The 26,574-nt window shown below is 57.8% G+C and carries 23 protein-coding genes and 2 tRNA genes; 3 read left to right on the top strand and 22 right to left on the bottom strand.

The features are described 5' to 3' along the window. Positions 1–50: 50 nt before the first annotated feature. From truB to rlmE, 13 genes are all read right to left on the bottom strand, one after another. A complete protein-coding gene (gene truB / locus H8F22_RS25600; RefSeq protein WP_027924464.1) occupies positions 51–968 on the bottom strand; it encodes a tRNA pseudouridine(55) synthase TruB in 918 nt (305 codons plus the stop codon). Positions 969–971: 3 nt separating this feature from the next. After that, complete coding sequence (gene rbfA, locus H8F22_RS25605) at positions 972–1,373, bottom strand: 30S ribosome-binding factor RbfA (protein ID WP_007942872.1); 402 nt, start codon at positions 1,371–1,373, stop codon at positions 972–974. A 159-nt stretch (positions 1,374–1,532) separates the two neighbouring features. Continuing rightward, entirely contained in the window at positions 1,533–4,061 is a 2,529-nt protein-coding gene (gene infB, locus H8F22_RS25610) for a translation initiation factor IF-2 (protein ID WP_027924463.1), read from the bottom strand. 27 nt (positions 4,062–4,088) lie between these two features. Further along, positions 4,089–5,570 (bottom strand): transcription termination factor NusA, encoded by a 1,482-nt coding sequence (gene nusA / locus H8F22_RS25615; RefSeq protein WP_007900474.1) that lies wholly within the window; start codon positions 5,568–5,570, stop codon positions 4,089–4,091. A gap of 47 nt (positions 5,571–5,617) precedes the next feature. Then, on the bottom strand, positions 5,618–6,076 hold the full coding sequence (rimP, locus tag H8F22_RS25620; protein WP_010463487.1) for a ribosome maturation factor RimP: 459 nt from the start codon (positions 6,074–6,076) through the stop codon (positions 5,618–5,620). Between the two features lie 138 nt (positions 6,077–6,214). Beyond that, a tRNA-Met gene (locus H8F22_RS25625) sits at positions 6,215–6,291 on the bottom strand. 96 nt (positions 6,292–6,387) lie between these two features. Further along, positions 6,388–6,473: transfer RNA gene (locus tag H8F22_RS25630), tRNA-Leu, on the bottom strand. Between the two features lie 22 nt (positions 6,474–6,495). After that, positions 6,496–6,879 (bottom strand): preprotein translocase subunit SecG, encoded by a 384-nt coding sequence (secG, locus tag H8F22_RS25635; RefSeq protein ID WP_017336473.1) that lies wholly within the window; start codon positions 6,877–6,879, stop codon positions 6,496–6,498. Between the two features lie 4 nt (positions 6,880–6,883). Further along, complete coding sequence (gene tpiA, locus H8F22_RS25640) at positions 6,884–7,639, bottom strand: triose-phosphate isomerase (RefSeq protein WP_027924462.1); 756 nt, start codon at positions 7,637–7,639, stop codon at positions 6,884–6,886. Positions 7,640–7,705: 66 nt separating this feature from the next. Continuing rightward, entirely contained in the window at positions 7,706–9,043 is a 1,338-nt protein-coding gene (gene glmM / locus H8F22_RS25645; RefSeq protein ID WP_027924461.1) for a phosphoglucosamine mutase, read from the bottom strand. Positions 9,044–9,059: 16 nt separating this feature from the next. Further along, on the bottom strand, positions 9,060–9,911 hold the full coding sequence (gene folP, locus H8F22_RS25650; protein ID WP_194940819.1) for a dihydropteroate synthase: 852 nt from the start codon (positions 9,909–9,911) through the stop codon (positions 9,060–9,062). An 8-nt stretch (positions 9,912–9,919) separates the two neighbouring features. After that, a complete protein-coding gene (gene ftsH / locus H8F22_RS25655) occupies positions 9,920–11,830 on the bottom strand; it encodes an ATP-dependent zinc metalloprotease FtsH (protein ID WP_032833566.1) in 1,911 nt (636 codons plus the stop codon). Between the two features lie 202 nt (positions 11,831–12,032). Continuing rightward, positions 12,033–12,662, bottom strand: a complete 630-nt coding sequence (gene rlmE, locus H8F22_RS25660; protein ID WP_027924458.1) for a 23S rRNA (uridine(2552)-2'-O)-methyltransferase RlmE — start codon at positions 12,660–12,662, stop codon at positions 12,033–12,035. A gap of 101 nt (positions 12,663–12,763) precedes the next feature. Here rlmE and H8F22_RS25665 point away from each other — a divergent pair, with 101 nt between their 5' ends. Further along, positions 12,764–13,072 carry a YhbY family RNA-binding protein gene (locus tag H8F22_RS25665; RefSeq protein ID WP_007942889.1) on the top strand — a complete coding sequence of 103 codons (309 nt, stop codon included), beginning with the start codon at positions 12,764–12,766 and terminating at the stop codon, positions 13,070–13,072. Positions 13,073–13,081: 9 nt separating this feature from the next. Here H8F22_RS25665 and H8F22_RS25670 read toward each other — a convergent pair whose 3' ends face one another. The 8 genes from H8F22_RS25670 to grpE all read right to left on the bottom strand — a co-directional run bounded on the left by H8F22_RS25670 (position 13,082) and on the right by grpE (position 23,547). Further along, the gene (locus tag H8F22_RS25670) at positions 13,082–13,486 is read right to left on the bottom strand and encodes an MFS transporter (protein ID WP_194940862.1); all 405 of its coding nucleotides are present in this window, start codon (positions 13,484–13,486) and stop codon (positions 13,082–13,084) included. 28 nt (positions 13,487–13,514) lie between these two features. Then, on the bottom strand, positions 13,515–13,991 hold the full coding sequence (greA, locus tag H8F22_RS25675) for a transcription elongation factor GreA (protein ID WP_027924456.1): 477 nt from the start codon (positions 13,989–13,991) through the stop codon (positions 13,515–13,517). Continuing rightward, positions 13,988–17,209: a carbamoyl-phosphate synthase large subunit gene (carB, locus tag H8F22_RS25680; RefSeq protein WP_027924455.1), complete on the bottom strand. Its 3,222-nt coding sequence runs from the start codon at positions 17,207–17,209 to the stop codon at positions 13,988–13,990. Before carB ends, greA begins: the two co-directional genes overlap by 4 nt. A 118-nt stretch (positions 17,210–17,327) precedes the next feature. After that, complete coding sequence (gene carA, locus H8F22_RS25685) at positions 17,328–18,464, bottom strand: glutamine-hydrolyzing carbamoyl-phosphate synthase small subunit (RefSeq protein ID WP_027924454.1); 1,137 nt, start codon at positions 18,462–18,464, stop codon at positions 17,328–17,330. 259 nt (positions 18,465–18,723) lie between these two features. Next, positions 18,724–19,530: a 4-hydroxy-tetrahydrodipicolinate reductase gene (gene dapB / locus H8F22_RS25690; protein WP_194940820.1), complete on the bottom strand. Its 807-nt coding sequence runs from the start codon at positions 19,528–19,530 to the stop codon at positions 18,724–18,726. Positions 19,531–19,539: 9 nt separating this feature from the next. Continuing rightward, positions 19,540–20,664, bottom strand: a complete 1,125-nt coding sequence (dnaJ, locus tag H8F22_RS25695) for a molecular chaperone DnaJ (protein ID WP_027924452.1) — start codon at positions 20,662–20,664, stop codon at positions 19,540–19,542. A 297-nt stretch (positions 20,665–20,961) separates the two neighbouring features. Further along, positions 20,962–22,878, bottom strand: coding sequence for a molecular chaperone DnaK (gene dnaK, locus H8F22_RS25700; protein ID WP_027924451.1), 1,917 nt, complete (start codon positions 22,876–22,878; stop codon positions 20,962–20,964). A 102-nt stretch (positions 22,879–22,980) separates the two neighbouring features. Further along, positions 22,981–23,547, bottom strand: coding sequence for a nucleotide exchange factor GrpE (gene grpE / locus H8F22_RS25705; RefSeq protein WP_194940821.1), 567 nt, complete (start codon positions 23,545–23,547; stop codon positions 22,981–22,983). 240 nt (positions 23,548–23,787) lie between these two features. Here grpE and recN point away from each other — a divergent pair, with 240 nt between their 5' ends. Next, complete coding sequence (recN, locus tag H8F22_RS25710) at positions 23,788–25,461, top strand: DNA repair protein RecN (RefSeq protein WP_059181640.1); 1,674 nt, start codon at positions 23,788–23,790, stop codon at positions 25,459–25,461. 75 nt (positions 25,462–25,536) lie between these two features. On the opposite strand, the gene fur is transcribed toward recN, so the two are convergent. Then, positions 25,537–25,941 (bottom strand): ferric iron uptake transcriptional regulator, encoded by a 405-nt coding sequence (gene fur, locus H8F22_RS25715; RefSeq protein ID WP_003197684.1) that lies wholly within the window; start codon positions 25,939–25,941, stop codon positions 25,537–25,539. 97 nt (positions 25,942–26,038) lie between these two features. Here fur and H8F22_RS25720 point away from each other — a divergent pair, with 97 nt between their 5' ends. Then, positions 26,039–26,566, top strand: a complete 528-nt coding sequence (locus H8F22_RS25720; RefSeq protein ID WP_027924448.1) for an outer membrane protein assembly factor BamE — start codon at positions 26,039–26,041, stop codon at positions 26,564–26,566. Positions 26,567–26,574 lie beyond the last annotated feature (8 nt).

Here is a 26,574-nt window from a genome sequence, read left to right on the forward strand (position 1 = left end):
TATCTAAAAATGAGTAGTGACCGTGCCTGTTGACAGCCACCCTCGTCCGGTCATTCTGACCGAATCAGTCGACGTGGCGCGATGCGCCCGTCTTCGCTCACTTCACCGATACCGATGAAGCGACCATTGTGATCCTGTACCCGTACCATGCCGAACTTCGGTGCATCCGGGGCTCGTACCGGCTGGCCGTTAAGCCAGTAGAACGAGCTGTGCTCCGAGAACTGCAACAGCGGCCAATCCAGCAGACCGCTGTCCGATGGCATCAGGAAGCGATCAACCGCTTCATTGCCGCCTTCGGCATGTACCGCTTCCAACTCTTCCAGCGTGACCGTCTGCGCCAGCGTGAAAGGCCCGGCCTGGGTACGTCGCAATTCAGCAACGTAAGCGCCACAACCGAGTTTCTCACCGATATCCTCCACCAGGGTGCGGATATAGGTGCCTTTGCTGCAATCCACTGCAAGCCGCGCAGTATCACCTTCGAAGGCCAGCAATTCCAAGCGCGCAATAGTAACAGAACGCGGTTCGCGCTCCACTACTTCGCCAGCACGGGCCAGCTTGTACAGCGGCTGCCCGTCACGCTTGAGCGCCGAGTACATCGGCGGTATCTGACTGATTTGTCCGCGAAAACCGGGCAAAACAGCTTCGACATCGGCGCGACCAACGGTCACCGGGCGCTCCTGCAAAACTTCCCCCTCGGCATCGGCCGTGGTGGTGGTTTTGCCCAATTGCGCCAGGGTTTCGTAACCCTTGTCGGAGTCGAGCAGGTACTGCGAGAACTTGGTCGCCTCACCGAAGCACAACGGCAACACGCCGGTGGCCAGCGGATCAAGACTGCCGGTGTGCCCGGCCTTCTCGGCGTTCAGCAACCAGCGAACCTTCTGCAACGCGGCGTTGGAGGTGAACCCCAGCGGCTTGTCGAGCAGGATAATGCCGCTGACGTTACGACGGATACGTTTGACCTGAGCCACCGATTACTCCTTGGCGTCTTCGGGTTCAGCCGCTACAGGGTGCTGATTGTCTTCAGCCACCGCACGCTCGATCAGGGCCGACAGGTGCGCGCCACGCACGACGCTTTCGTCGTAGTGGAAGTGCAACTGAGGAACGCTGCGTAACTTCATTTCGCGAGCCAACTGCATACGCAGGAAACCGGCGGCGGAGTTGAGCACCTTGATGCTTTGTGCGATGTCTTCGGCATTGTCCTGCCCCATCACGGTGATGAAGATCTTGGCGTGACCGACGTCACGGCTGACTTCAACAGCAGTAATGGTGACCAGGCCGACGCGCGGGTCTTTGACTTCACGACGGATCAGCTGTGCCAGCTCACGCTGCATCTGATCGCCGATACGTTGGGTACGGCTGTATTCTTTTGCCATGTCTTGTTACCTGTTACTGCCCCACGGTGAAACCCGAGGGGTCTGAAAGCGGCAAACGCCCGGCCTGACAAAAGCCAGACCGGGCGTTGCGTTTAGAGTCCTGACGCGGTGCCGCGCATTTGCATGCGGCGGCTTGGCGTGGCCCTTGAAGTGCGCGAGTTAGAGGCTGCGAGCAACCTGAACCTTCTCGAAGACTTCGATCTTGTCACCGACTTTAACGTCGTTGTAGCTCTTCACGCCGATACCGCATTCCATGCCGGCACGTACTTCGGAAGCGTCATCCTTGAAGCGGCGCAGGGATTCCAGCTCGCCTTCGAAGATAACGATGTCTTCACGCAGTACACGGATTGGACGGTTACGGTGAACAACACCTTCGATAACCATGCAACCGGCGATCGCGCCAAACTTCGGCGAACGGAACACGTCACGCACTTCAGCGGTACCCAGGATGTTCTCGCGAACATCGCTGCCCAGCATACCGGTCAGGGCTTTCTTGACGTCTTCGATGATGTCGTAGATCACGTTGTAGTAACGCATATCCAGACCTTCCTGCTCGACGATCTTGCGAGCGCCGGCATCGGCACGCACGTTGAAGCCGAACAGTACAGCGTTGGAAGCCAGTGCCAGGTTGGCGTCGGACTCGGTGATACCACCCACGCCGCCGCCCACAACACGCACTTGCACTTCGTCGTTACCCAGGCCGTTCAAGGCACCGTTCAACGCTTCCAGCGAACCACGGACGTCGGATTTGAGGACGATGTTGAGCGTCTTCTTCTCTTCCTGACCCATGTTCTCGAAGATGTTTTCAAGCTTGCCGGCGTGAGCACGGGCCAGTTTGACTTCGCGGAACTTGCCTTGACGGAACAGAGCCACTTCACGGGCTTTCTTCTCGTCGGCAACCACGCTCATCTCGTCGCCAGCGTCCGGGGTACCGTCCAGGCCGAGGATCTCGACAGGGATGGAAGGACCGGCTTCCTTGATCGGCTTGCCGTTCTCGTCGAGCATGGCACGTACACGGCCATAGTTCGAACCGACCAGCACCATGTCGCCTTGACGCAGGGTACCGTCTTGAACCAGAACGGTTGCAACCGGGCCACGACCTTTGTCGAGACGCGATTCAACCACAACGCCACGGCCAGGAGCCGACGGAGTTGCTTTCAATTCCAGCACTTCGGCTTGCAGCAGAACAGCTTCGAGCAACTCGTCCACGCCAGTACCGACTTTCGCCGAAACCGACACGAACGGGGTGTCGCCGCCCCACTCTTCCGAGGTCACGCCGTGAACCGACAGTTCGCTACGGATGCGATCGAGATCGGCGCCCGGCTTGTCGATTTTGTTCACTGCAACAACCAGCGGAACACCGGCAGCCTTGGCGTGCTGAACGGCTTCAACGGTCTGCGGCATAACGCCGTCGTCCGCTGCAACCACCAGGATCACGATGTCGGTCGCCTTGGCACCACGAGCACGCATTGCGGTAAACGCGGCGTGACCCGGGGTGTCGAGGAAGGTGACCATGCCGCGTTCGGTTTCAACGTGGTATGCACCGATGTGCTGGGTGATACCGCCGGCTTCGCCTGCAGCTACCTTGGCACGACGGATGTAGTCGAGCAGCGAGGTCTTACCGTGGTCAACGTGGCCCATGACGGTCACGACTGGTGCACGGGAGAACGCTTCACCTTCAAACTTCAGGGACTCGGCCAGGGAATCTTCCAGGGCTGTGTCGCTGACCAGGGTCACTTTGTGGCCCAGCTCTTCAGCAACCAGTTGGGCAGTTTCCTGATCCAGTACCTGGTTGATGGTCGCTGGAGTACCCAGTTTGAACATGAACTTGATGATTTCAGCAGCCTTGACCGACATCTGCTGGGCGAGATCGCCAACAGTGATGGTCTCGCCGATCTTCACTTCGCGCACAACAGGGCCGGTTGGGCTCTGGAAACCGTGGGCGTTGCGTTTCTTCAGCTTGGCCTTGCCGCGACCACCACGACGGAAGCCATCGCTTTCTTCGTCGGTAGTACGTGGCGCAACACGTGGAGCAGGCGCTTTCTCTTTGACCGAAGCACGATGCGGAGCGTTTTTGCGCTCGCCATCGCCACTGCCACGACGATTGTTATCGTCGGCACGTGGTTTGTCCGGACGGCGCTGTTCGTTCTGCTTATTGCGAACGTCAGCAGACGGTGCTGGTGCAGCCGCCACAACCGGCGCGCTTTCACGCACGGGTTCGGCAACTGCAGCAGGCGCTGCAACAGCGTCGGTCGTAGCGTTTTGCGCAGCAGCAGGCTGGCGACGCGCTTCTTCTTCGGCGCGACGCTTGGCTTCTTCTTCAGCCTTCTGACGGGCAGCGTTTTCTACTGCGCGACGTTCTTCCAGTTCGCGTTTGCGCTCGGCTTCGATTTCTTCCGGGCTGCGCTGTACGAAAACTTTCTTTTTGCGGACTTCAACGCTGATGCTTTTGCTGCCAGCAACACGCAGGGTGCTGGTGGTTTTACGCTGCAGCGTGATCTTGCGTGGTTCTTCCACTTTCGCCTTGTGACTGCTTTTCAAGTGAGTCAGCAACGATTGCTTCTCACTGTCAGTCACACTTTCTTCGGCGGCGGTGTGCGGCAGACCTGCCTCACGCATCTGCTGCAACAGGCGCTCTACCGGTGTTTTGACCTCATCGGCCAGTTGTTTCACCGTGACTTGCGTCATGCACTTCTCTCCTCAGGCCGCGCCTAATTACTCGAACCAGTGGGCTCGGGCGGCCATGATCAACTTGCCGGCACGATCATCGTCAATGCCGTCGATGTCGAGCAGGTCGTCAATAGACTGCTCGGCCAGGTCTTCGCGGGTAATTACGCCGCGCACCGCCAGTTCCATCGCCAAATCCTTGTCCATACCCTCAAGCGAGAGCAGGTCTTCGGCCGGATGGGCGTCTGCCAGCTTTTCCTCAGTAGCGATGGCTTTGGTCAACAAACGATCCTTGGCACGAGCGCGAAGCTCGTTGACGGTTTCTTCGTCAAAGCCGTCGATGTTGAGCATTTCTTCCAACGGTACGTAGGCAATCTCTTCCAGGCTGGTGAAGCCTTCATCTACCAGCACCTGTGCCAGGTCTTCGTCGACTTCCAGCTCGTCGATGAAGTTGCGCAGGATGTCGCCGGTTTCTGCTTGCTGCTTAGCCTGGATGTCCGATTCGGTCATCACGTTCAGGGTCCAGCCAGTCAATTGGCTAGCCAGACGCACGTTCTGACCACCACGACCGATGGCCTGAGCCAGATTGTCTGCGCCAACGGCGATGTCCATTGCATGGGCATCTTCGTCAACGATAATTGCTGCAACCTCTGCCGGGGACATGGCATTGATCACGAACTGAGCCGGGTTGTCGTCCCACAGGACGATGTCCACACGCTCACCGCCCAACTCACCCGACACTGCCTGGACGCGCGAACCGCGCATACCGATGCAAGCGCCCTGCGGGTCGATGCGTTTGTCCTTGGAGCGGACCGCGATCTTGGCGCGCGAACCCGGATCACGGGACGCAGCCATTACTTCGATCAGGCCTTCAGCGATTTCCGGCACTTCGATGCGGAACAACTCGATCAGCATTTCCGGCGCGGTACGCGACAGGATCAGCTGCGGGCCGCGGTTCTCGGTGCGGATTTCCTTGAGCAGCGCACGCAGACGCACGCCGACACGGAAGGTTTCGCGAGAGATGATGTCTTCACGAGCCAGCAACGCTTCAGCGTTGTTGCCCAGGTCGACGATCACGTTGTCGCGGGTCACTTTCTTCACGGTGCCGGAGATGATTTCCCCCAGGCGCTCGCGATAGGCGTCAACGACTTGAGCGCGCTCGGCTTCACGAACTTTCTGCACGATGACTTGCTTGGCAGTCTGTGCAGCGATACGGCCGAACTCGATGGATTCGATTTTTTCTTCGACTACATCGCCAACCTTGGCACCAGGATGCGTTTCGGCAACCTTGCTCGGCCAGGTTTCAATGGCCGGATCGTCCAGGTCTGCTTCTTCGACGACCGTCCAGCGACGGAATGTCTCGTAAGCACCGGTGTGGCGATTGATTTCCACACGCAGATCGACTTCGTCCTCAAAACGCTTTTTGGTAGCAGTGGCCAGGGCCAGCTCCAGCGCTTCAAAAATTACGTTTGCCGGTACGCCCTTTTCATTGGATACCGACTCAACAACCAGCAGTACTTCTTTGCTCATCGTACGCCTCGCCTTTCGCAAGCCATTGGATCCGCGGGATCCGCGTCTCAGTCAAAACTGGGAATAATGTTGGCCTTGTCGATCATATCGATCGGCAACAGGAACTCATGGTCTTCTACCTGCACCACGACGTCCTGCTCTTCTACACCGCGCAGAAGGCCCTGAAAGTTGCGTCGTCCTTCAAAAGGCGAGCGCAGCTTGATCTTCACTTGTTCACCGGCAAATTTTGCAAACTGCTCAATAGTGAACAGCGGGCGTTCCATGCCAGGCGAGGAAACTTCAAGGGTGTATTCAACGGCGATCGGATCTTCAACATCCAGGACACCGCTGATCTGACGGCTGACAATGGCGCAATCGTCCACCAGCACACCGCCCTCTTTATCGATATAAACGCGCAACATCGAGTGACGACCTTGAGCCGAAAACTCAATACCCCAGCATTCATAGCCCAGGGCCACGACCACCGGGGCCAACAAGGCCTGCAACTCTTCTAGCTTGCTCGACACCTGAACCCCCTCGTGCATGTATGTGCATGCTATGCAAAATAAAAAAATGGGCGAAACGCCCATCCTTGAAACGCCGTCGAACAGCGGCGTAGAAAGTGTCCAGCTAACAAAAAGCCCCTTAAAAGGGGCTCCTTAAACTGGTTGCGGGGGCCGGATTTGAACCGACGACCTTCGGGTTATGAGCCCGACGAGCTACCAGACTGCTCCACCCCGCGACAAAGCTGGGGCGGAAGTATACGACCGATCCCGAACAGGGTCAATGTAACCTTCCACCTACAAGAAAGCCCGCAACAGCGGGCTCTCCTGATAATTGGTACCGAGAAGGGGACTCGAACCCCTACACCCTATGGGCACAACCACCTCAAGGTTGCGTGTCTACCAATTCCACCACCTCGGCAATACTACGTTTGAAACCCTTCTTACTTTTGCTCTTGAGCTGGAGGTACGTCAGTCGCTGGAGTAGCCGACTTTTGCTCTTGAAGCACCGGTACATCATCAGAAGCCGGTTGTTGCTTTGGAACTTCCAACACCGCTGGGTTTGGCAAACCTACTTGAGTCAGCTGGTGAGCTTTCTCTTTAGCAAAGTAACCTAACCCTAAGCTGGTTATGAAGAAACCTGCGGCAAGTATAGCAGTAAACTTACTAAGAAAGGTAGAGGAACCTTGGCTTCCGAACACAGTATTTGAAGCACCTGCTCCGAAAGACGCGCCAGCATCCGCACCTTTACCCTGCTGCAGCAATACGAGAGCAACTACGCCCAATGCACCCAGCAGATGAAAAACGACTACGACTGTTTCCAGCATTTTTTCAGTTTCCCGCGGCGCGACAGATCGCACCGAACTCATCTGCATTCAGGGAAGCCCCACCAATCAGGCCCCCATCGATATCCGGCATGCCGAACAGTTCGACCGCATTGGCCGCCTTCACGCTGCCGCCGTATAGAAGCCGCACACCTTGTGCGACTTCAGAATTCTTTGCCGCCAACTGCGCGCGAATGGCTGCATGCACATCCTGCGCCTGTTGCGGCGAAGCAGTCAGCCCGGTGCCAATGGCCCAAACCGGCTCGTAAGCGATCACTGCTTTTGCAAATACACCGACACCCAGCTCATCGATGATGCTGTCCAGCTGAGCCGAGACAACTTCAATCGTTTTCCCGGCTTCGCGCTGCTCAAGGGTCTCCCCTATACACAACACCGGGATCAAGCCAGATGCCTGTGCCGCTGCGAACTTGCGGATCAGCACTGCGTCCTGCTCACCCAATATCTGGCGGCGTTCGGAGTGCCCGACAAGTACCAGGGTACAACCTGCATCCACCAACTGACTCGGCGCAATTTCACCGGTCAATGCGCCTTGCATGGCTTCCACCGCAGAATTCTGCGCGCCGACCGAAATCGACTTGCCCTTCACGCCATCAATCACTTGATTGATGAACAAGCTAGGCGGGAATACCGCTACATCAACACCGCTCGGCAAGGCCAGATGACTAAGGCCGTTAATCAGCTCAGCGACGCTGGCGCGGGTACCGTGCATCTTCCAGTTACCAGCTACCATAGGGCGACGCATGCTGTACCTCGTCGGTCAAAGTGGGCGCAGATGTTACCCAACACAATCAAGGCTGGCAAGCCGAATTCAGGCAGAAACTTCAGTAACGAGTTTTGCCAGCTCTTCGGCGTAACCGCGAACCTGTGTTTCGTCCTCGCCTTCGACCATGACACGCACCAACGGCTCTGTCCCGGACTTGCGCAACAGCACCCGACCACGACCCGCCATCGCCGTGGTAACACGGTCACTGGCTTCCTTGACCGCAGGATGATCGAGCGGACTCGCACCACCGCCAAAACGGACATTGATCAGCACTTGAGGGCACTTTCGCAGCGCTTGACGGGCCTGAGCCAGCCCTTCGGAGCGAGTCTTCAACGCCATCAGCACCTGCAGTGCAGCAATGATCGCATCACCGGTCGTGGTGTGATTGAAGCAAACGATATGCCCCGAGTTCTCACCGCCCACCAGCCAGTTACGCTCAAGCAAGTCAGCGATGACATAGCGATCGCCAACGTTGGCACGCACAAATGGAATAGACAGATCCGCCAGGGCCAATTCCAGCCCCAGGTTACTCATCAACGTGCCGACCACACCGCCTTGCAGCTTGTCGCGCTCATGCAGATCGCGGGCGATGATGTAAAGCAGCTCGTCGCCATCAACAATGGCGCCGGTGTGATCGACCATCAGGACACGATCACCGTCACCATCGAACGCGATACCCAGGTCGGCATGTTCGGCCAATACGGCAGCCTGCAACTGACCCATATGGGTAGAACCACAATTGTCGTTGATGTTCAGACCGTTCGGCTGCGCGGACAGCACCACAACGTCAGCACCCAACTCACGGAATACGCTTGGGGCAACCTTGTAGGTCGCACCGTGAGCGCAGTCGATCACGATCTTCAGGCCCGCGAAACTGGTGCCGGTCGGGACGCTGCTTTTGCAAAATTCGATGTAACGACCAGAAGCGTCATTGATGCGCGAGACTTTGCCGATCTTGCTCGACTCAACCACGGTCATCGGGGTGTCGAGCAACTCTTCAATCATCAGCTCGACTTCATCCGGCAGCTTGGTACCCTTTCCGGAGAAGAACTTGATGCCATTGTCATCGTGAGGATTGTGCGAGGCACTGATCACGATACCGGCTTCAGCGTGAAAGGTACGCGTCAGGTAGGCGATCGCCGGGGTTGGCATCGGCCCCAGAAGCATGACATCAGCACCTGCCGACGTCAGCCCGGCCTCGAGTGCAGATTCAAACATGTAGCCCGAGATCCGGGTGTCCTTGCCGACCAATACCTTGCAAGCGCCCATTTTGCGGAACGCCATACCCGCTGCCCAGCCGAGCTTGAGCATGAAGTCAGGAGTAATCGGGTATTCACCGACACGACCACGAATACCGTCGGTACCAAAGTATTTTTTGCTCATAAGTGCTCCATCATTCTTATTCGGCTGATTCCACCGCGGCGATCATCCGCACTACGTCCACTGTTTCAGCTACATCATGGACGCGCAATATACGCGCCCCGTTGGCTGAAGCCAGCGCTGCGAGTGCAAGACCACCATAAAGTCGCTCACCAACCGGCCGCTTCAAGGCCTGACCAATCATGCTCTTTCGCGAAACCCCGACCAACAGGGGCCGCCCCAAGGCATGCAAGGCTTCCATATGCTTAAACAAGCTTAGATTGTGCTGCAAGGTTTTCGCGAAGCCAAAACCCGGATCAAGAATAATCCGCTCCGGCGGAATGCCCGCCAACGCGCATTGAGCCATTCGCTCGGCGAGAAAATCGCCGACTTCCCTGGTGACGTCCTCGTAGTGCGGATTGTCCTGCATGTCGCCCGGCTCACCGAGCATATGCATCAGACACACGGGCAATCCGGTGGCTGCGGCCGCATCCAGGGCACCGTCTCGACGCAGCGAGCGCACATCGTTGATCAACCCCGCCCCCAACCGCGCAGTCTCGCGCATGACCGCTGGAGTGGAGGTATCGACGGAAATGATCACATCCAGTTCGCGATGAATGCGCTCAACGATAGGCGCTACTCGCTCCAACTCCTCAAGCGGCGAAACCGCCCGGGCGCCTGGGCGGGTTGATTCGCCACCAACATCAATCAGTGTCGCACCCGCCAATACCATCGACTCGGCGTGGCGCAGGGCCGCATCGAGCTGGCTGTATCGGCCGCCGTCGGAAAAGGAATCAGGAGTGACATTGAGAATGCCCATGACATGCGTCTGGGCCAAATCAAGAACCCGGTTGCCGCAAGGCAACCGGGTCGAGGACTGAACAGAAGTCATTTCAAACCTTATACGTCAGCAGCCGGACCGCCGATCGGTGTTTCCGGACGCTCGTCCTGCACCACCGGAGGTGTCCCGGAAGTACCGGTACCACCTGACCAGTCACGTGGCTCGCGAGGTGCACGACCGGCCATGATGTCATCGATCTGATCAGCATCGATCGTCTCGTACTTCATCAGGGCATCCGCCATGGCATCAAGCTTGTCGCGGTTGTCCGTGAGGATCTGCTTGGCCGTGCCGTAGCACTGATCAATGATGCTGCGCACTTCAGAGTCGATCAGCTTGGCTGTCTCACCAGAGAAGCTCGCACTCTGACCACCGCCGCCGCGACCGAGGAACACTTCGCCCTCTTCTTCGGCATACATCAACGGACCGAGTTTTTCCGACAGGCCCCACTTGGTCACCATGTTCCGCGCAATCTGACTGGCACGCATGATGTCGTTGGACGCACCGGTGGTGACGCCATCGAAGCCCAAGGTCATTTCTTCAGCGATACGGCCACCATAGAGCGAGCAGATCTGGCTGATCAATGCACGCTTGGACAGGCTGTAACGATCTTCTTCCGGCAGGAACATGGTCACACCCAGCGCACGACCACGCGGAATGATCGAGACCTTGTAGACCGGATCATGCTCTGGCACGACGCGCCCCACGATAGCGTGGCCGGCTTCGTGATAAGCAGTGTTCTGCTTTTCCTTCTCGGACATGACCATCGATTTGCGCTCGGCGCCCATCATGATCTTGTCTTTCGCCAGTTCGAACTCTTTCATTTCGACGATGCGCTTGCCAGCACGTGCGGCGAACAAGGAAGCTTCGTTCACCAGGTTGGCCAGGTCAGCACCGGAGAAACCAGGCGTGCCGCGAGCGATCACCGCTGGAGCAACATCGTCGCCCATTGGCACTTTGCGCATGTGAACTTTAAGAATCTGTTCGCGACCACGAATGTCTGGCAGACCGACCACAACCTGACGGTCAAAACGGCCTGGTCGCAGCAACGCAGGGTCCAAGACGTCCGGACGGTTGGTTGCAGCGATAACGATGATGCCGTCGTTCATTTCGAAGCCGTCCATCTCTACCAGCAACTGGTTGAGAGTCTGCTCGCGTTCATCGTGACCACCGCCCATGCCAGCGCCACGGTGGCGACCAACGGCGTCGATTTCATCGATGAAGATGATGCACGGCGCGTGCTTCTTGGCCTGTTCGAACATATCGCGAACACGGCTGGCACCGACACCGACGAACATCTCAACGAAATCGGAACCGGAGATAGTGAAGAACGGCACTTTCGCTTCGCCGGCAATCGCCTTGGCCAGCAAGGTTTTACCGGTACCCGGAGGACCGACCATCAGCACGCCGCGAGGAATACGACCCCCCAGGCGCTGGAACTTGCCCGGATCACGGAGGAACTCGACCAGTTCGCCGACTTCTTCCTTGGCTTCGTCGCAACCGGCAACGTCAGCCAATGTGGTTTTCACCTGGTCTTCGGAGAGCAGGCGCGCCTTGCTCTTGCCGAAGCTCATCGGCCCGCCCTTGCCGCCTGCACCGCCCTGCATCTGCCGCATGAAGAACATGAACACGGCGATGATCACGAGGATCGGGAAGCTTGCGACCAGGAGTTGAGTCCAGATGCTTTGCTGCTCAGGCTGCTTGCCTTCGACCACGACGTGGTTGTCCACGAGGTCGCCGATCAGACCGTTGTCCTGGATAGCCGGACGAATGGTCTTGAAGCTGTCGCCATCGTTGCGCTTACCGGTAATCACGTAGCCGTCAACCGCTACGCGCTCGACCTTGCCATCCTTGACCTGCTGGATGAAGTCGGAATAGTTGAGGGTCTGCGGCTCGTTAGGGCTGGAGAAGTTGTTCATCACCGTCACCAGGACAGCCGCGATGATCAACCACAGGATCAGATTCTTTGCCATATCGTTCAATTAACTACCCTCTGAAGCAAGCTCCGCTAATGGCGCGCGCTTCGCATGATATTCACCGGCCTAACTTACTACATTACCTACGGCTCTGGCAGGCGCCGTCTGTAACCCTTTGTGAAACACTTTCTACACAATATTCGCTAATGCTCACGGGGCGAAATACGAAAAACCTATCGCCCCGCCAAAAAACCTCGTTTTACTCACTCCGCCCGCGGTAACCCCAAGCCAGCATGTATTGCTCGCGGGAACTGCCTCGAGACGAGTCTGGCTTGATCATCTGGATCTTGTCGAATTTCCGACGAGTATCCTTCAGGTAAACATCAAACCCTTCGCCTTGAAAAATCTTGATCACGAAATTACCACCCGGCTTGAGTATCCGTTCCGCCAAATCAAGCGCCAGCTCGCAAAGGAACATGGCTTTTGGCATGTCCACTTCAGGCGTACCACTCATATTGGGGGCCATATCGGAAATCACAAGGTCCACCTGCGAATTACCCACGGCTTCAAGGATCCGCGCGAGCACTTCGTCCTCGGTGAAGTCACCCTGGATGAAAGTCACGTCCGGAATGCTGTCCATCTCCAGAATGTCCGAGGCGATCAGACGCCCCTCACCACCGATCAGACGGCTAGTCACCTGCGACCACCCCCCGGGCGCTGCACCCAGGTCGACCACGCTCATGCCGGGACGGATCAGCTTGTATTTCTCCTGGACCTCCAGAAGTTTGTAACTCGCACGCGAGCGGTAGCCATCCTTCTGCGCCTGCTTCACATAGGGATCGTTGACATGTCTTTTCAGCCAACCAAGGCTTGTCTTGGAACGCGCCATTGGGCACCTCGATGATAAGGGTCGTGATTAGTTGGGCGGATCCACGAGCCCTCGGGTAAAATGGCCGCCATTTTACAGAATCCAGACGAAAGGGTCAGATTATGCCGCTCACTCAAGAGCAGAAGAAACAGTACAAATCCATTGGCCACCATCTGAAACCAGTTTTGATTGTGGCTGACAACGGTTTGACTGAAGGTGTGTTAGCCGAACTTGAACGCGCTTTGGCGGATCACGAGCTGATTAAAATCAAGCTCAACATCCTCGATCGCGAATCGCGCCTGGCGTCCATTGCAGAACTCTGCAAGGTCGGCAAAGCGGATTTGGTTCAAGTCATCGGCAAGATGGCACTGATTTACCGCAAGAACTTCAGCGTCAACAAGCAGCTGTCGAACGTCCATCGCTTCAAGTGATGGCAAGGGTCAAGGGTGTGCTTCGCGCACCCTGCCACTCCATCCCGGCACCGGCTGCAACACCAGCACCAGCCCTGAAAAACCCAGAACCAGATAGCTGAACACCTGCCAACGCACCGCCTCCGGCCAACCACGGCGCACCACGAAAAACATCGCGCACGCATACAGCGCCATCAGCAGCAGTTGCCCACGAATATCGCGCCACAGACTGGCAAGGCCATCGGCCTGTACCAGCACCAAAGCCTGAAAAATCACACACGCTGCGGCAAATCCCACCACCAGCGCATTCAGCATGCCTGCAATTTCGTCGATCAGCAGCGGCGCCAGACCTATTTGGCCCAGCGCCGGCACCAGACCGATGTGTAACAGCCACAAGCCGCCAACCCACAACATCTGAGTCAGCTGCCAAACCATGGCGCCCGCACGCAGCGGACGCAGGCTTTTAGATGTGGCGGACTTCGACAATCTCGTACTCGATCACGCCACTCGGCGTTTTCACGGCAACCACATCACCCTCTTCCTTGGCAATCAAGGCACGGGCCAGCGGTGAACCGACGGAAATCTTGCCGAGTTTGAAATCAGCCTCGTCCTCACCCACGATGTGGTAGGTGACGCTTTCATCAGTCTCGACGTTGGCGATTTCAACGGTCGTGCCGAAAATCACTTTGCCAGTGTGAGGAATGGTCGTGACGTCAATGATGACCTGATTCTGAATCCGGCCTTCGATGTCACGAATCCGCGCCTCAACCATCCCTTGCTGCTCACGAGCAGCGTGGTATTCGGCGTTTTCCTTCAAGTCACCCAACTCGCGGGCCGTGCCGATGTCCTGGCTGAGCTTCGGACGAACGACCTTGGTCAGGTGAGCGTGTTCTTCTTCCAGGGCTTTCGCGCCCTGGACGGTCATTGGGTATTTGATCATGCCTTCAATCCTGCGTGTAGATCCTGCAAGCGGCGCACGGTCTTCTCGGGACCGAACTTCAGCGCTTCGCAAATGGCTTCGCCAGCAGCAATAGTCGTGGTGCAGTAGATCTTGTGCTGCAGGGCATTACGACGAATGGAGTACGAGTCGGCAATCGACTGGCGACCCTCGGTGGTGTTGATGATCAGGGTGACTTCGTCATTCTTGATCATGTCGACCACGTGCGGACGACCTTCGGTCACCTTGTTCACACGGCGCACTTTCAGGCCTGCGGCTTCGATCAGCTTGGCAGTACCGGCAGTGGCGACCACTTCGAAACCCAAGTTGATCAGATCACGAGCGACGCCTGCAACCAGTGGCTTGTCGTCGTCGCGAACGCTGATGAACGCGGTACCGCCAGTCGGCAGCACTTCGCTGGCGCCCATCTGGGCCTTGGCGAATGCTTCACCGAAGGTGTCGCCCACGCCCATCACTTCACCAGTGGACTTCATCTCTGGGCCCAGGATCGGGTCCACACCAGGGAATTTGGCGAATGGGAATACCGCCTCTTTCACGCTGTAGAAGTTCGGGATGATTTCTTTGGTGAAACCGATTTCCTTCAGGGTTTTACCGGCCATGACGCGAGCCGCGATCATTGCCAGGGAAACACCAATGCACTTCGATACGAACGGTACGGTACGGGAAGCACGCGGGTTGACTTCGATGACGTAGATGTCTTCGCCTTGCAGCGCCAACTGAACGTTCATCAGGCCGACCACGCCCAGTTCCAGGGCCATTTTCTTGACCTGTTCGCGCATCTCGTCCTGGATGTGGCCAGGCAGCGAGTACGGCGGCAGGGAGCACGCGGAGTCACCGGAGTGAACGCCTGCCTGCTCGATGTGTTGCATGATCGCGCCGATCACCACGTCAGTGCCGTCGCAGACCGCATCCACGTCCATTTCGATGGCGCAGTTGAGGAAGTGGTCGAGCAGCACAGGGCTGTCGTTCGACACTTTCACCGCGTCACGCAGGTAACGCTTCAGCTCTTCTTCTTCGTAAACGATTTCCATCGCACGACCGCCCAGTACATAGGACGGACGAACCACCAGCGGGTAGCCGATCTTGGCAGCAGCACGAATCGCTTCGTCTTCGCTGCGCACGGTGGCGTTTGGCGGCTGACGCAGGTTCAGGCGCTCGACCATTTGCTGGAAACGCTCACGATCTTCGGCACGGTCGATGGCGTCAGGGCTGGTGCCGATGATTGGCACGCCGGCTTCTTCCAGAGCGCGAGCCAGTTTCAACGGAGTCTGGCCGCCGTATTGGACGATCACGCCTTTGGGCTTCTCGACTCGGCAGATTTCCAGCACGTCTTCCAGGGTCACTGGCTCGAAGTACAGGCGATCGGAGGTGTCGTAATCAGTGGATACGGTTTCCGGGTTGCAGTTGACCATGATGGTCTCGTAACCGTCTTCGCGCAGAGCCAATGCCGCGTGTACGCAGCAGTAGTCGAACTCGATACCCTGGCCGATACGGTTTGGACCGCCGCCGAGGATCATGATCTTGTCGCGGCCCGATGGCGCGGCTTCGCACTCTTCCTCGTAAGTCGAGTACATGTAGGCGGTGTCGGTGGCGAACTCGGCCGCGCAGGTGTCAACGCGCTTGTAGACCGGGTAAACCTCGAGCTTGTGACGGTGGCGACGCAACGCCTTCTCGGTCACGCCCAGCAGCTTGGCCAGACGCATGTCGGAGAAGCCTTTGCGCTTGAGGCGGAACATCACGTCGCGGTCGATGCTGGCCAGACCCAGGGTCTTGACCTTCTCTTCTTCCTTGATCAGATCTTCGATCTGCACCAGGAACCACGGGTCGATCATGTTCATGCCGAAGATGTCTTCGACCGACAGACCGGCGCGGAAGGCATCAGCCACGTACCAGATACGCTCGGCGCCCGGCACGGTCAGTTCGCGCTTGAGCACGCTCATGCTTTCCGGGTTGCTCAGGTCGAGCTTCTCGTCCAGGCCGCAAACGCCCACTTCCAGACCGCGAAGGGCTTTCTGCAGGGATTCCTGGAAGGTCCGGCCGATGGCCATGACTTCACCGACCGACTTCATTTGAGTGGTCAGGCGTGCGTCGGCTTTCGGGAATTTCTCGAAGGCGAAACGTGGCAGCTTGGTCACAACGTAGTCGATGGACGGCTCGAAGGACGCAGGCGTAGCGCCGCCGGTGATTTCGTTCGACAGTTCGTCGAGGGTGTAGCCGATCGCCAGCTTGGCAGCGATACGCGCAATCGGGAAACCAGTGGCTTTCGAGGCCAGCGCTGAAGAGCGGGAAACACGCGGGTTCATCTCGATCACGACCATACGGCCAGTGTCCGGGCAGATGCCGAACTGAACGTTGGAGCCGCCGGTTTCCACGCCGATCTCACGCAGTACCGCCAACGAGGCGTTACGCATGATCTGGTATTCCTTGTCCGTCAAGGTCTGTGCTGGCGCAACAGTGATCGAGTCACCAGTGTGCACGCCCATCGGGTCAAAGTTTTCGATGGAGCAGACGATGATGCAGTTGTCCTTCTTATCGCGGACAACCTCCATCTCGTACTCTTTCCAGCCGATCAGGGATTCGTCGATCAGCAGCTCTTTGGTTGGCGACAGGTCCAGACCACGGGCGCAGATTTCTTCGAATTCTTCACGGTTGTAAGCAATACCGCCACCGGTGCCACCCATGGTGAAGGACGGACGGATGATGCACGGGAAGCCCAGGCGTTCGAGAACGGCGTTGGCTTCTTCCATGCTGTGGGCGATACCCGAACGCGGGCAGTCCAGGCCGATGGATTTCATCGCCTTGTCGAAGCGCGAACGGTCTTCAGCCTTGTCGATGGTGTCCGCATTGGCGCCGATCATCTCTACGCCGAACTTCTCCAGAACGCCTTCGCGCTCCAGGTCCAGTGCACAGTTCAGAGCGGTCTGGCCACCCATGGTTGGCAGCAGCGCGTCCGGACGCTCTTTCTCGATGATCTTGGCAACGGTCTGCCATTTGATCGGCTCGATGTAGGTGGCGTCGGCCATGTCCGGGTCGGTCATGATGGTCGCCGGGTTGGAGTTCACCAGGATGACGCGGTAACCCTCTTCGCGCAGGGCTTTACAGGCCTGGGCGCCGGAGTAGTCGAATTCGCAGGCCTGGCCGATAACGATCGGGCCAGCGCCGAGAATCAGGATGCTTTTAATGTCTGTACGTTTTGGCATGGGTTTGTCACTCAAATCCGCAGGTCAGTCGGCAAGCCGTCTTGTTCAATCTTTGAAGCCTTGAGGGGGCCGCCGGTGTCGGGACCGCCCTCAAACCTTGCACCATCAAGGCGAGCGATCAGCGTCGCTTGGCCATCTCGTTGATGAAGCGATCGAACAATGGCGCTACGTCGTTCGGGCCAGGGCTGGCTTCCGGGTGACCCTGGAAGCTGAAGGCGCTCTTGTCAGTACGCTCGATGCCTTGCAGGGTGCCGTCGAACAGCGATTTGTGGGTCGCGCGAACGTTGGCCGGCAGGGTCGCTTCGTCTACGGCAAAACCGTGGTTCTGGCTGGTGATCATCACCACACCGCTGTCCAGATCCTGGACCGGGTGGTTGGCACCGTGGTGGCCATGGCCCATTTTCAGGGTCTTGGCGCCGGAGGCCAGAGCCAGCAGTTGGTGACCGAGGCAGATGCCGAACACCGGGATCTCGGTTTCGAGCACGTCCTTGATCGCCTGGATCGCGTAGTCGCATGGCTCCGGATCACCAGGGCCGTTGGACAGGAACACGCCGTCCGGCTTCATTGCCAGCACATCGGCAGCAGGCGTTTGTGCAGGTACCACGGTCACGCGGCAACCGCGCGCGACCAGCATGCGCAGGATGTTCAGCTTGACGCCGTAGTCGTAGGCGACCACGTGGTACGGCAGCTCGGCAGCGTCGATGGTTGCGTGGCTGTCGGTTTTCAGATCCCAGACAGTCGAGCGCCATTCGTACTGCTCTTTGGTGCTGACGACTTTTGCCAGGTCCATGCCTTTCAGGCCAGGGAAACCCTGTGCGGCGGCGATGGCGGCGGCTTCAGAAATGTTGTCACCGGCCATGATGCAGCCGTTCTGTGCGCCTTTCTCACGCAGAATGCGCGTCAGACGGCGGGTGTCGATACCGGCGATAGCCACAACGTTGTTGGCTTTCAGGTAGTCAGACAGGGACATCGTGTTACGCCAGTTGCTCGCAACCAGTGGCAGGTCACGAATGACCAGGCCAGCAGACCAGACGCGGTCAGACTCGGCGTCTTCCGGCGTGGTGCCGGTGTTGCCGATGTGCGGGTAGGTCAGGGTAACGATCTGTTGGGCGTAGGAAGGATCGGTAAGGATTTCCTGATAGCCGGTCATTGCGGTGTTAAACACCACCTCACCAACGGTTTGACCGTCGGCTCCAATGGCTTCGCCGCGAAAAATGCTGCCATCAGCAAGGGCGAGTATGGCTGGCTTAGTCAAGAAGACCTCCCGTAAATAAAGCCTGAAAGGGCGATCGCAGGTTGTAAAAAAGCGGAGTGACGTATGGACACGTCACCCCGCTTCTTCACCGAATAATTCTGCGCGCTTTTAGTGGACACACTAAAGCTGTAGCTTACAGAAAAAGGCCTTTTTGGTCTACCGCCAATGAGCCCGAAAGGCTGGAGAATGCGACAGGACGTCGCTTGGCAGTGTAAAACCGGGCTCAAACGCTGGGTCTGAGCCCGATTTCGGGTGCATCTTAACGCAAATCAAGCACGTCTTGCATGTCGTAAAGACCCGGCTCACGACCATCGAGCCACAACGCAGCCCGCACCGCCCCCTTGGCGAAGGTCATGCGGCTGGACGCTTTATGGGTGATTTCCAGACGCTCACCTTCGCAGGCGAACAGCACCGTGTGATCACCGACCACATCACCGCCACGAACCGTGGCAAAGCCGATCGTTTCACGCTCACGCGCGCCGGTATGCCCTTCGCGACCATAGACCGCAACCTTCTGCAGATCACGATCCAGGGCACTGGCAATCACTTCACCCATGCGCAACGCGGTGCCTGAAGGCGCATCAATCTTGTGCCGGTGATGCGCTTCGATGATTTCGATGTCCGCGTCATCACCCAGCACGCGCGCCGCCATGTCGAGCAACTTCAGCGACAGGTTGACACCGACACTGAAATTGGCCGCGAACACGATAGGAATGTCTTTGCCCGCTTCGGTCAGCAACTGCTTCTGCGCAGCCTCCAGCCCCGTCGTGCCGATGACCATGGCTTTGCCGGCCTTGCGACAGAACGCGAGGTTTTTCAGCATGACTTCCGGCAGCGTAAAGTCGATCAACACATCGAACTCATCAGCGACCGACTCCAGATTGCCGGACAACGGCACGCCGATGCGGCCCAGCGAGGCCAGCTCGCCAGCATCCACACCAATCAGTGTGCTGCCGGGGCGCACGATGGCCGCCGTCAGACCGGTCAGCGGCGCACGCTGTTGCACGGCCTCGACCAGAATCTTGCCCATGCGCCCGGCAGCGCCCATCACAGCTATACGTCGCATGCCGACTCCTTACAAATCGCCGAAGAAGCGCTTCACGCCTTCAAACCAACCGGTGGTTTTCGGCGAATGGCTGTTGTCGTCCGCCAAAGAGCTGCGGAATTCTTCCAGCAGTTCACGCTGACGACGACCCAGGTTGACCGGGGTTTCAACCGCCACGCGGCACATCAGGTCACCGGCACCGCCGCCACGCACTGGCGCAACGCCTTTGCCGCGAACGCGGAACTGCTTGCCGGTCTGGGTCCCCTCAGGGATTTTCAGTTTGACTCGACCATCAAGGGTCGGAATCTCCAGCTCTCCGCCCAACGCCGCATCGACAAAACTGATCGGCACTTCGCAGAACAGGTGCTTGCCGTCACGCTGGAAGATCGCGTGCTCGCGCACATTGATCACCACGTACAGGTCGCCCGTCGGGCCACCCTGAGCGCCCGCCTCGCCTTCGCCAGACAGGCGAATGCGGTCACCGGTATCGACACCGGCCGGCACTTTGACGGAAAGGGTTTTGTACTCTTCGACGCGGCCTTCGCCGTTGCAGGAGTTGCACGGGTCGGAAATGATCTTGCCTTGGCCATGGCAACGCGGGCAGGTTTGCTGCACCGAGAAGAAGCCTTGCTGCATACGGACCTGGCCGATACCGCCGCACGTCGGGCAAGTGACTGGCGAGGAGCCTTTCTTGGCACCCGAACCCTCGCACGGCTTGCAGTTAACCAGCGTCGGAACACGGATATTCACGGTGGTACCGCGCACCGCTTCTTCCAGGTTCAGTTCCAGGGTGTAACGCAGGTCGCTGCCGCGCTGGGCGCCGCCACGGGAACCGCCGCGACCACCACCGAAGAAGTCACTGAAGACATCGCCAAAGATGTCGGAGAAGTTCTGACCGCCAAAACCGGCACCGCCGCCGCCCATGCTTGGGTCGACACCGGCATGACCATATTGGTCGTAGGCCGCGCGCTTGCTGGAGTCGGACAGTACTTCGTAGGCCTCGTTGGCCTCCTTGAACATCTCTTCCGACGTTTTGTCATCGGGATTACGGTCCGGGTGATGCTTCATCGCCAGGCGGCGGTAGGCCTTCTTCAGGTCTGCTTCGCTTGAGCCACGCTCAACACCCAATACTTCGTAATAGTCACGCTTTGCCATATGTCTTTGCACTCTTGAGGACGTTCGGCAAACCTCTCCTGAGCCTTGCCAAACTCGTTGAGCCCCAATACAGGCCCGGACCCAACTCACGTCAATTCAACGATCCTGGTCTTTGATTCATTGCGGTACTTTCGGCTCGAAAAGCAGGAGCATTCCCGGCCATACCAACAACACACGAGCGTTGTCGCATGCTGTAAAAATTCGCGTATTCCAGACACGCCAACGCGGGAGCAAGCTCCCGCGCGGCGACATCCTACCAGTCACCGCCTAAAGGCAGTCAACCGGGCGACCAACAACTTACTTGTGGTCTTTGACTTCTTCGAACTCGGCATCAACAACGTCGTCAGCCTTTTCAGCTTTTTCGTCTTGCGGTGCCGCGCCTTCAGCAGGCTGGGCCTGTTCGGCGTACATCTTCTGCGCCACTGGAGCAGAGACTTTCGACAGCTCTTCAACTTTGGCTTCGATTGCAGCTTTGTCGTCGCCTTTGACGGCGGCTTCCAGAGCAACAACAGCGGCTTCGATTGCAGTCTTCTCTTCGGCAGTCACTTTATCGCCAGCGTCAGCGACCATTTTGCGCGTCGAGTGAACCAGTGCATCGCCCTGGTTGCGAGCGGTCGCCAGCTCTTCGAACTGACGGTCTGCGTCGGCGTTGGTTTCAGCATCGCGAATCATCTGCTGAATTTCTTCCTCGGACAGACCGGAGTTGGCCTTGATCACGATCGACTGAGTCTTGCCGGTGGCCTTGTCTTTGGCGCCTACGTGCAGAATGCCGTTGGCGTCGATGTCGAAGGTCACTTCAATTTGTGGCACGCCACGTGGTGCTGGCGGAATCTCGGCCAGGTCGAACTTGCCCAAGGACTTGTTCTGGGCCGCTTGCTTACGCTCACCTTGCAGCACGTGAATGGTCACAGCGCCCTGGTTGTCATCGGCAGTCGAGAATACTTGCGATTTCTTGGTAGGAATCGTGGTGTTTTTCTCGATCAGCGCGGTCATCACGCCACCCATGGTTTCGATACCCAGGGTCAGCGGGCTAACGTCCAGCAGCAGAACGTCTTTAACGTCGCCAGCCAATACCGCGCCCTGGATAGCAGCACCCATGGCCACCGCTTCGTCCGGGTTCACGTCTTTACGAGCTTCTTTACCGAAGAACTCGGTTACCAGCTTCTGAACCAGTGGCATACGGGTCTGACCGCCGACCAGGATCACGTCGTTGATCGCGCCAACGTCAATACCGGAGTCTTTCAGCGCGATGCGGCAAGGTTCGATGGTGCGCTGAACCAGGTCTTCAACCAGTGCTTCCAACTTGGCGCGAGAAATCTTCACGTTCAAGTGCTTCGGACCGGTGGCGTCTGCAGTGATGTACGGCAGGTTCACGTCGGTCGACAGCGCGGAGGACAGCTCGATCTTGGCTTTTTCAGCGGCTTCTTTCAGGCGCTGCATCGCCAGCGGGTCACCTTTGAGGTTCATGCCGCTTTCTTTCTTGAATTCGTCGACGAGGTAGTCGATCAGACGAATGTCAAAGTCTTCACCACCCAGGAACGTGTCGCCGTTGGTGGCCAATACTTCGAACTGGTGCTCGCCATCAACTTCAGCGATCTCGATCACGGAAACGTCGAAAGTACCGCCGCCCAAGTCGTAAACGATCACGGTGTGATCGCCTTTCGCCTTGTCCATACCGTAAGCCAGAGCGGCTGCGGTGGGTTCGTTGATGATACGTTTTACGTCCAGGCCCGCGATGCGGCCGGCGTCTTTGGTGGCTTGACGCTGGCTGTCGTTGAAGTAGGCCGGAACGGTGATCACCGCTTCAGTCACTGGCTCGCCGAGGTAGTCTTCGGCGGTCTTCTTCATTTTCTTCAGAATTTCAGCCGAGATTTGTGGCGGCGACATTTTCTGGCCGTTCACTTCTACCCACGCGTCGCCGTTGTCGGCCTTGGCGATTTTGTACGGGACCATCTTGATGTCTTTCTGTACGACTTCTTCGTCGAACTTACGACCGATCAGACGCTTCACCGCATACAGGGTGTTATGCGGATTGGTCACAGCCTGACGCTTGGCCGATTGGCCAACCAGAATTTCGCCATCGTTGGCGTAAGCGATGATCGACGGCGTAGTACGCGCGCCTTCAGCGTTTTCAATAACTTTGGCTACGCCGTTTTCCAGCACGGAGACGCAGGAGTTGGTAGTCCCCAGGTCGATACCGATAATTTTGCCCATGTTCACTCTCCCGAAACTTTGGATTTGGATGCCGCAGCAGTGGTGGCTAACTGCGGTAGCACTTAAACGCTTGACTTATAAATGGGGGCCTTGCGGCCAATTTCAAGCCTGCTCGTCAATCGAAGGCGAAACTGGTGCCGGGGCTTTGCTGACCACGACCATGGCCGGGCGCAGCAGGCGACCATTGAGCTGATAGCCCTTCTGGAACACCTTGAGCACGCTATTTGGCTCGACATCAGCGCTTTCCTGCATGGCCATGGCCTGATGCTGAACAGCGTTGAACGGTTCGCCATGCGGATCGATCGCTTCCAGCTGATAGCGTTTCAGGGTGTCCTGGAACATTTTCAGGGTCAGCTCGATGCCTTCGCGCATTGGGCGGATGCTTTCGTCGTCCGGGTTGGACAACTCCAGACCACGCTCCAGGCTGTCGATGATCGGCAGCAAATCGCCTGCAAACTTTTCGAGGGCGAATTTGTGCGCTTTTTCTACATCCTGCTCAGCGCGACGGCGGACGTTCTGCAGATCGGCGGCAACACGCAAAGCCTGATCCTGCGCGCCTGCCAGTTGCTCTTCGAGCACTTGTACACGAGCCGCCAGGTCATCACCCGAAGCCGTGGAGCCCTGGTTGGCGTCTTGATTTTGCGTATCCACTGTCTGTTCGTCAGCCATAGATTTCTCCTTTCAATATCGTCCGTGAGCTCAACTCACGCTTCTGTCCCGGTATATGGGGCCGCAAAAATCAGCTTCAAGGGGCTCGTTGCGATTAACCCTACAAAAAGCGCTGCATTGCGATTACCCGACGCACCACGCATTTCGTCAGACTGAGCAAATCGAGCTAAGCGAGGGCATTGTCAGGCGCAAATAAAACACTGTATAAATAACCAGACCTAAAGCCTGGGAGCGGCCTTTATGCTGGTGCACCTGTCCGTACATAACTACGCCATCGTTGAACACCTCGATCTCGAACTCGATCGCGGGATGAGCGTGATCACCGGGGAAACCGGTGCCGGCAAGTCGATCATGCTCGACGCCCTGGGCCTGACCCTGGGTGATCGCGCCGACAGTGGAGTAGTCCGCCCCGGCGCAGACAAGGCCGACATCCTGGCGACCTTCGACCTGGTCGATATCCCGGAAGCCAGCGCCTGGCTCGCCGAGCGCGACCTTGAAAGCGATGGCCCGTGCATCCTGCGCCGGGTGATCACCGCCGAAGGCCGCTCCCGTGGCTATATCAACGGCACGCCCTGCCCGCTCGGCGACCTCAAGGCCCTGGGCGAGCTGCTGATCGATATCCACAGCCAGCATGAGCACCAATCGCTGCTCAAGACCGACACCCATCGCCGACTGCTCGATGAATACGCCGGGGCCACGGACCTTGCACGCCAAGTGCAGTTGGCCGCTCAACGGTGGCGCCAGACCCGCCAGGAACTGGAGCGCCTTTCCAACTCCGGCGACGAGCAACGCGCCCGCCATCAATTGCTCAGCTATCAGCTTGAAGAGTTGGAGAACCTTGGGCTCGGCGAAAACGAGCTGGAACAACTTGAGCAGGAACACAAGAACCTGACCAACGCCGAAACCCTGCTGGGCATCTGCCGGCAAGTGGTCGAGCAGTGCAGCGAAAGTGATTCTGGCAATGTCCTCAATGCCCTCACCGCAAGCCTCAATCGCCTCTCAAGCGTCAACAACTCGATCGGCGCCTTGGGCGAGGCCAGCAGCCTGCTGACCAGCGCACAGATTCAGGTAGAAGAAGCGGTAGGCGAACTGAACCGCTTCCTCGACAACTTCGACGCCGACCCGGCGCGCCTGCAATACCTGGAAGAACGCCTCGATGCGATCTACACCATGGCGCGCAAACACCGCATCCAGCCGACTGAGGTCGCGGAGATGCAGCAGCGACTGCTGGATGAAATCGAAACCCTGAATGCCAACGATGAATCCATCGAACGGCTGAGCGATGAACTGGCCTCTTATGCCCGTCATTATCAGGAGAAGGCGCGCGAGCTGAGTGACTTGCGCCATCAAGCGTCGAGCAGCCTGGCCAGCGCCGTTGAGCAGGAGATCCAGCGACTGGGCATGCCCGGCGGTCGTTTCACCATCGAGTTGCGCCCCAACAGCAGTGATGAGCTGCTGCCCAATGGCCTCGAACAGGTCGAACTGCTGGTGAGCGCCAACCCCGGCCAACCATTAAAAGCCTTGGCCAAAGTGGCTTCGGGCGGTGAGCTGTCGCGGATCAGCCTGGCGATTCAGGTGATCACCGCACAGACCTCTCGTGTCCCGACACTGGTATTCGACGAAGTAGACGTGGGCATTGGCGGCCCGACCGCCGAGATCGTAGGTCAGTTGTTACGGCGCCTCGGAGAGCGTGGGCAAGTGCTGACCGTCACTCACTTGCCGCAAGTAGCCGCTCAGGGTCACCAACATTTATTCGTGCACAAGGTACGGGGCGAAGAGGCGACCCACACCGCCGTCTCCAAGCTGAGCAAAAATGATCGCGTCGAAGAAGTGGCGCGGATGCTGGGCGGCATCGACCTGACCAAGGAATCCCTGGCCCACGCGAAAAAGATGGTCGTCACCGCAAAGATTTAAGATCGGCAGACAGCACGAAGGCGACCCTGGGGTCGCCTTCGTTCGTTTCGCGAATGTGAAATTCGCGCGACATGCTTACTTTTTCTTGCGTACGTACAGCACCAGATTGTGATCAACCATCTCGAAACCATACTTGTCGACGATGGCTTTCTGAAGGCGCTCGATTTCTTCGTCGAAGAATTCGATCACTTCGCTGGTCTCGACGTTGACCATATGGTCGTGATGCTTGCCGTCATCCAGTTCGAAGACCGCATGGCCTCCGTCGAAGTTGTGCCGCACCACAAGGCCAGCCGCCTCGAACTGAGTCAGTACACGGTAAACCGTGGCCAGACCGACGTCCTCACCAGCCTCCATCAGTGCCTTGTAAACATCTTCGGCACTCATGTGGCGCTGCTCGGCGGAATCGAGCATTTGCAGAATTTTGACCCGTGGAAGGGTCACTTTGAGGCCGGCTTTGCGTAGTTCGCTATTTTCAACCATGGTCAGCTTTCTCGCGATGCTGCTTCGCAGCTTCTCTTAATGCGGGTATGATCGGCGTTTACGTTGTCCCAGCCAAGATAGTGGAAGTCGCCCACCGATGCAAAACACCAAGCTCTTGCTAACCAGTTTCACCTTTGTGGGACTGCTCGCACTCGCCGGTTGTTCATTCCCCGGGGTTTACAAAATCGACATCCAGCAGGGCAATGTCGTCACGCAGGACATGATAGACCAGTTACGCCCGGGAATGACCCGCAAGCAAGTACGGTTTATCATGGGTAACCCTCTGCTGACCGACACGTTCCATGCCGATCGCTGGGATTATCTGTACAGCCTGCAACCGGGTGGCGGTGAACGCCAACAGGAACGCATCAGCGTTATCTTCAACCCAAATGACCAGCTTGTCAGCCTCTCTGGTGATTTCATGCCAGGCGTGAGCCGCGACGAAGCCATTCTCGGCAAGGACAGCGGCACGCAAGTCGCTGCACCAGCAGAAAACGCCGAGAAGCCAAAACCGGAAAAACCGGTCAAGCCAGGTTCGTTGCTGGACCAGATCCAGAAGGACGTCGACGGTGTAGAAACCGTTCCAGTCCCGACGCCAACACCGCTGGACACTTCGCCGCAATAATTTGCGAC

This window comes from Pseudomonas mucoides (assembly GCF_015461845.1).
Taxonomy (GTDB): Bacteria; Pseudomonadota; Gammaproteobacteria; order Pseudomonadales; family Pseudomonadaceae; genus Aquipseudomonas; species Aquipseudomonas mucoides.

Excerpts from the sequence above, each read along its gene's own strand:
- rbfA (WP_007942872.1), bottom strand. The coding sequence starts at position 1,373 with ATGGCAAAAGAATACAGCCGTACCCAACGTATCGGCGATCAGATGCAG.
- infB (WP_027924463.1), bottom strand. The coding sequence starts at position 4,061 with ATGACGCAAGTCACGGTGAAACAACTGGCCGATGAGGTCAAAACACCG.
- nusA (WP_007900474.1), bottom strand. The coding sequence starts at position 5,570 with ATGAGCAAAGAAGTACTGCTGGTTGTTGAGTCGGTATCCAATGAAAAG.
- secG (WP_017336473.1), bottom strand. The coding sequence starts at position 6,879 with ATGCTGGAAACAGTCGTAGTCGTTTTTCATCTGCTGGGTGCATTGGGC.
- tpiA (WP_027924462.1), bottom strand. The coding sequence starts at position 7,639 with ATGCGTCGCCCTATGGTAGCTGGTAACTGGAAGATGCACGGTACCCGC.
- glmM (WP_027924461.1), bottom strand. The coding sequence starts at position 9,043 with ATGAGCAAAAAATACTTTGGTACCGACGGTATTCGTGGTCGTGTCGGT.
- folP (WP_194940819.1), bottom strand. The coding sequence starts at position 9,911 with ATGACTTCTGTTCAGTCCTCGACCCGGTTGCCTTGCGGCAACCGGGTT.
- ftsH (WP_032833566.1), bottom strand. The coding sequence starts at position 11,830 with ATGGCAAAGAATCTGATCCTGTGGTTGATCATCGCGGCTGTCCTGGTG.
- rlmE (WP_027924458.1), bottom strand. The coding sequence starts at position 12,662 with ATGGCGCGTTCCAAGACAAGCCTTGGTTGGCTGAAAAGACATGTCAAC.
- H8F22_RS25665 (WP_007942889.1), top strand. The coding sequence starts at position 12,764 with ATGCCGCTCACTCAAGAGCAGAAGAAACAGTACAAATCCATTGGCCAC.
- H8F22_RS25670 (WP_194940862.1), bottom strand. The coding sequence starts at position 13,486 with ATGGTTTGGCAGCTGACTCAGATGTTGTGGGTTGGCGGCTTGTGGCTG.
- greA (WP_027924456.1), bottom strand. The coding sequence starts at position 13,991 with ATGATCAAATACCCAATGACCGTCCAGGGCGCGAAAGCCCTGGAAGAA.
- carB (WP_027924455.1), bottom strand. The coding sequence starts at position 17,209 with ATGCCAAAACGTACAGACATTAAAAGCATCCTGATTCTCGGCGCTGGC.
- dapB (WP_194940820.1), bottom strand. The coding sequence starts at position 19,530 with ATGCGACGTATAGCTGTGATGGGCGCTGCCGGGCGCATGGGCAAGATT.
- dnaJ (WP_027924452.1), bottom strand. The coding sequence starts at position 20,664 with ATGGCAAAGCGTGACTATTACGAAGTATTGGGTGTTGAGCGTGGCTCA.
- dnaK (WP_027924451.1), bottom strand. The coding sequence starts at position 22,878 with ATGGGCAAAATTATCGGTATCGACCTGGGGACTACCAACTCCTGCGTC.
- grpE (WP_194940821.1), bottom strand. The coding sequence starts at position 23,547 with ATGGCTGACGAACAGACAGTGGATACGCAAAATCAAGACGCCAACCAG.
- recN (WP_059181640.1), top strand. The coding sequence starts at position 23,788 with ATGCTGGTGCACCTGTCCGTACATAACTACGCCATCGTTGAACACCTC.
- fur (WP_003197684.1), bottom strand. The coding sequence starts at position 25,941 with ATGGTTGAAAATAGCGAACTACGCAAAGCCGGCCTCAAAGTGACCCTT.
- H8F22_RS25720 (WP_027924448.1), top strand. The coding sequence starts at position 26,039 with ATGCAAAACACCAAGCTCTTGCTAACCAGTTTCACCTTTGTGGGACTG.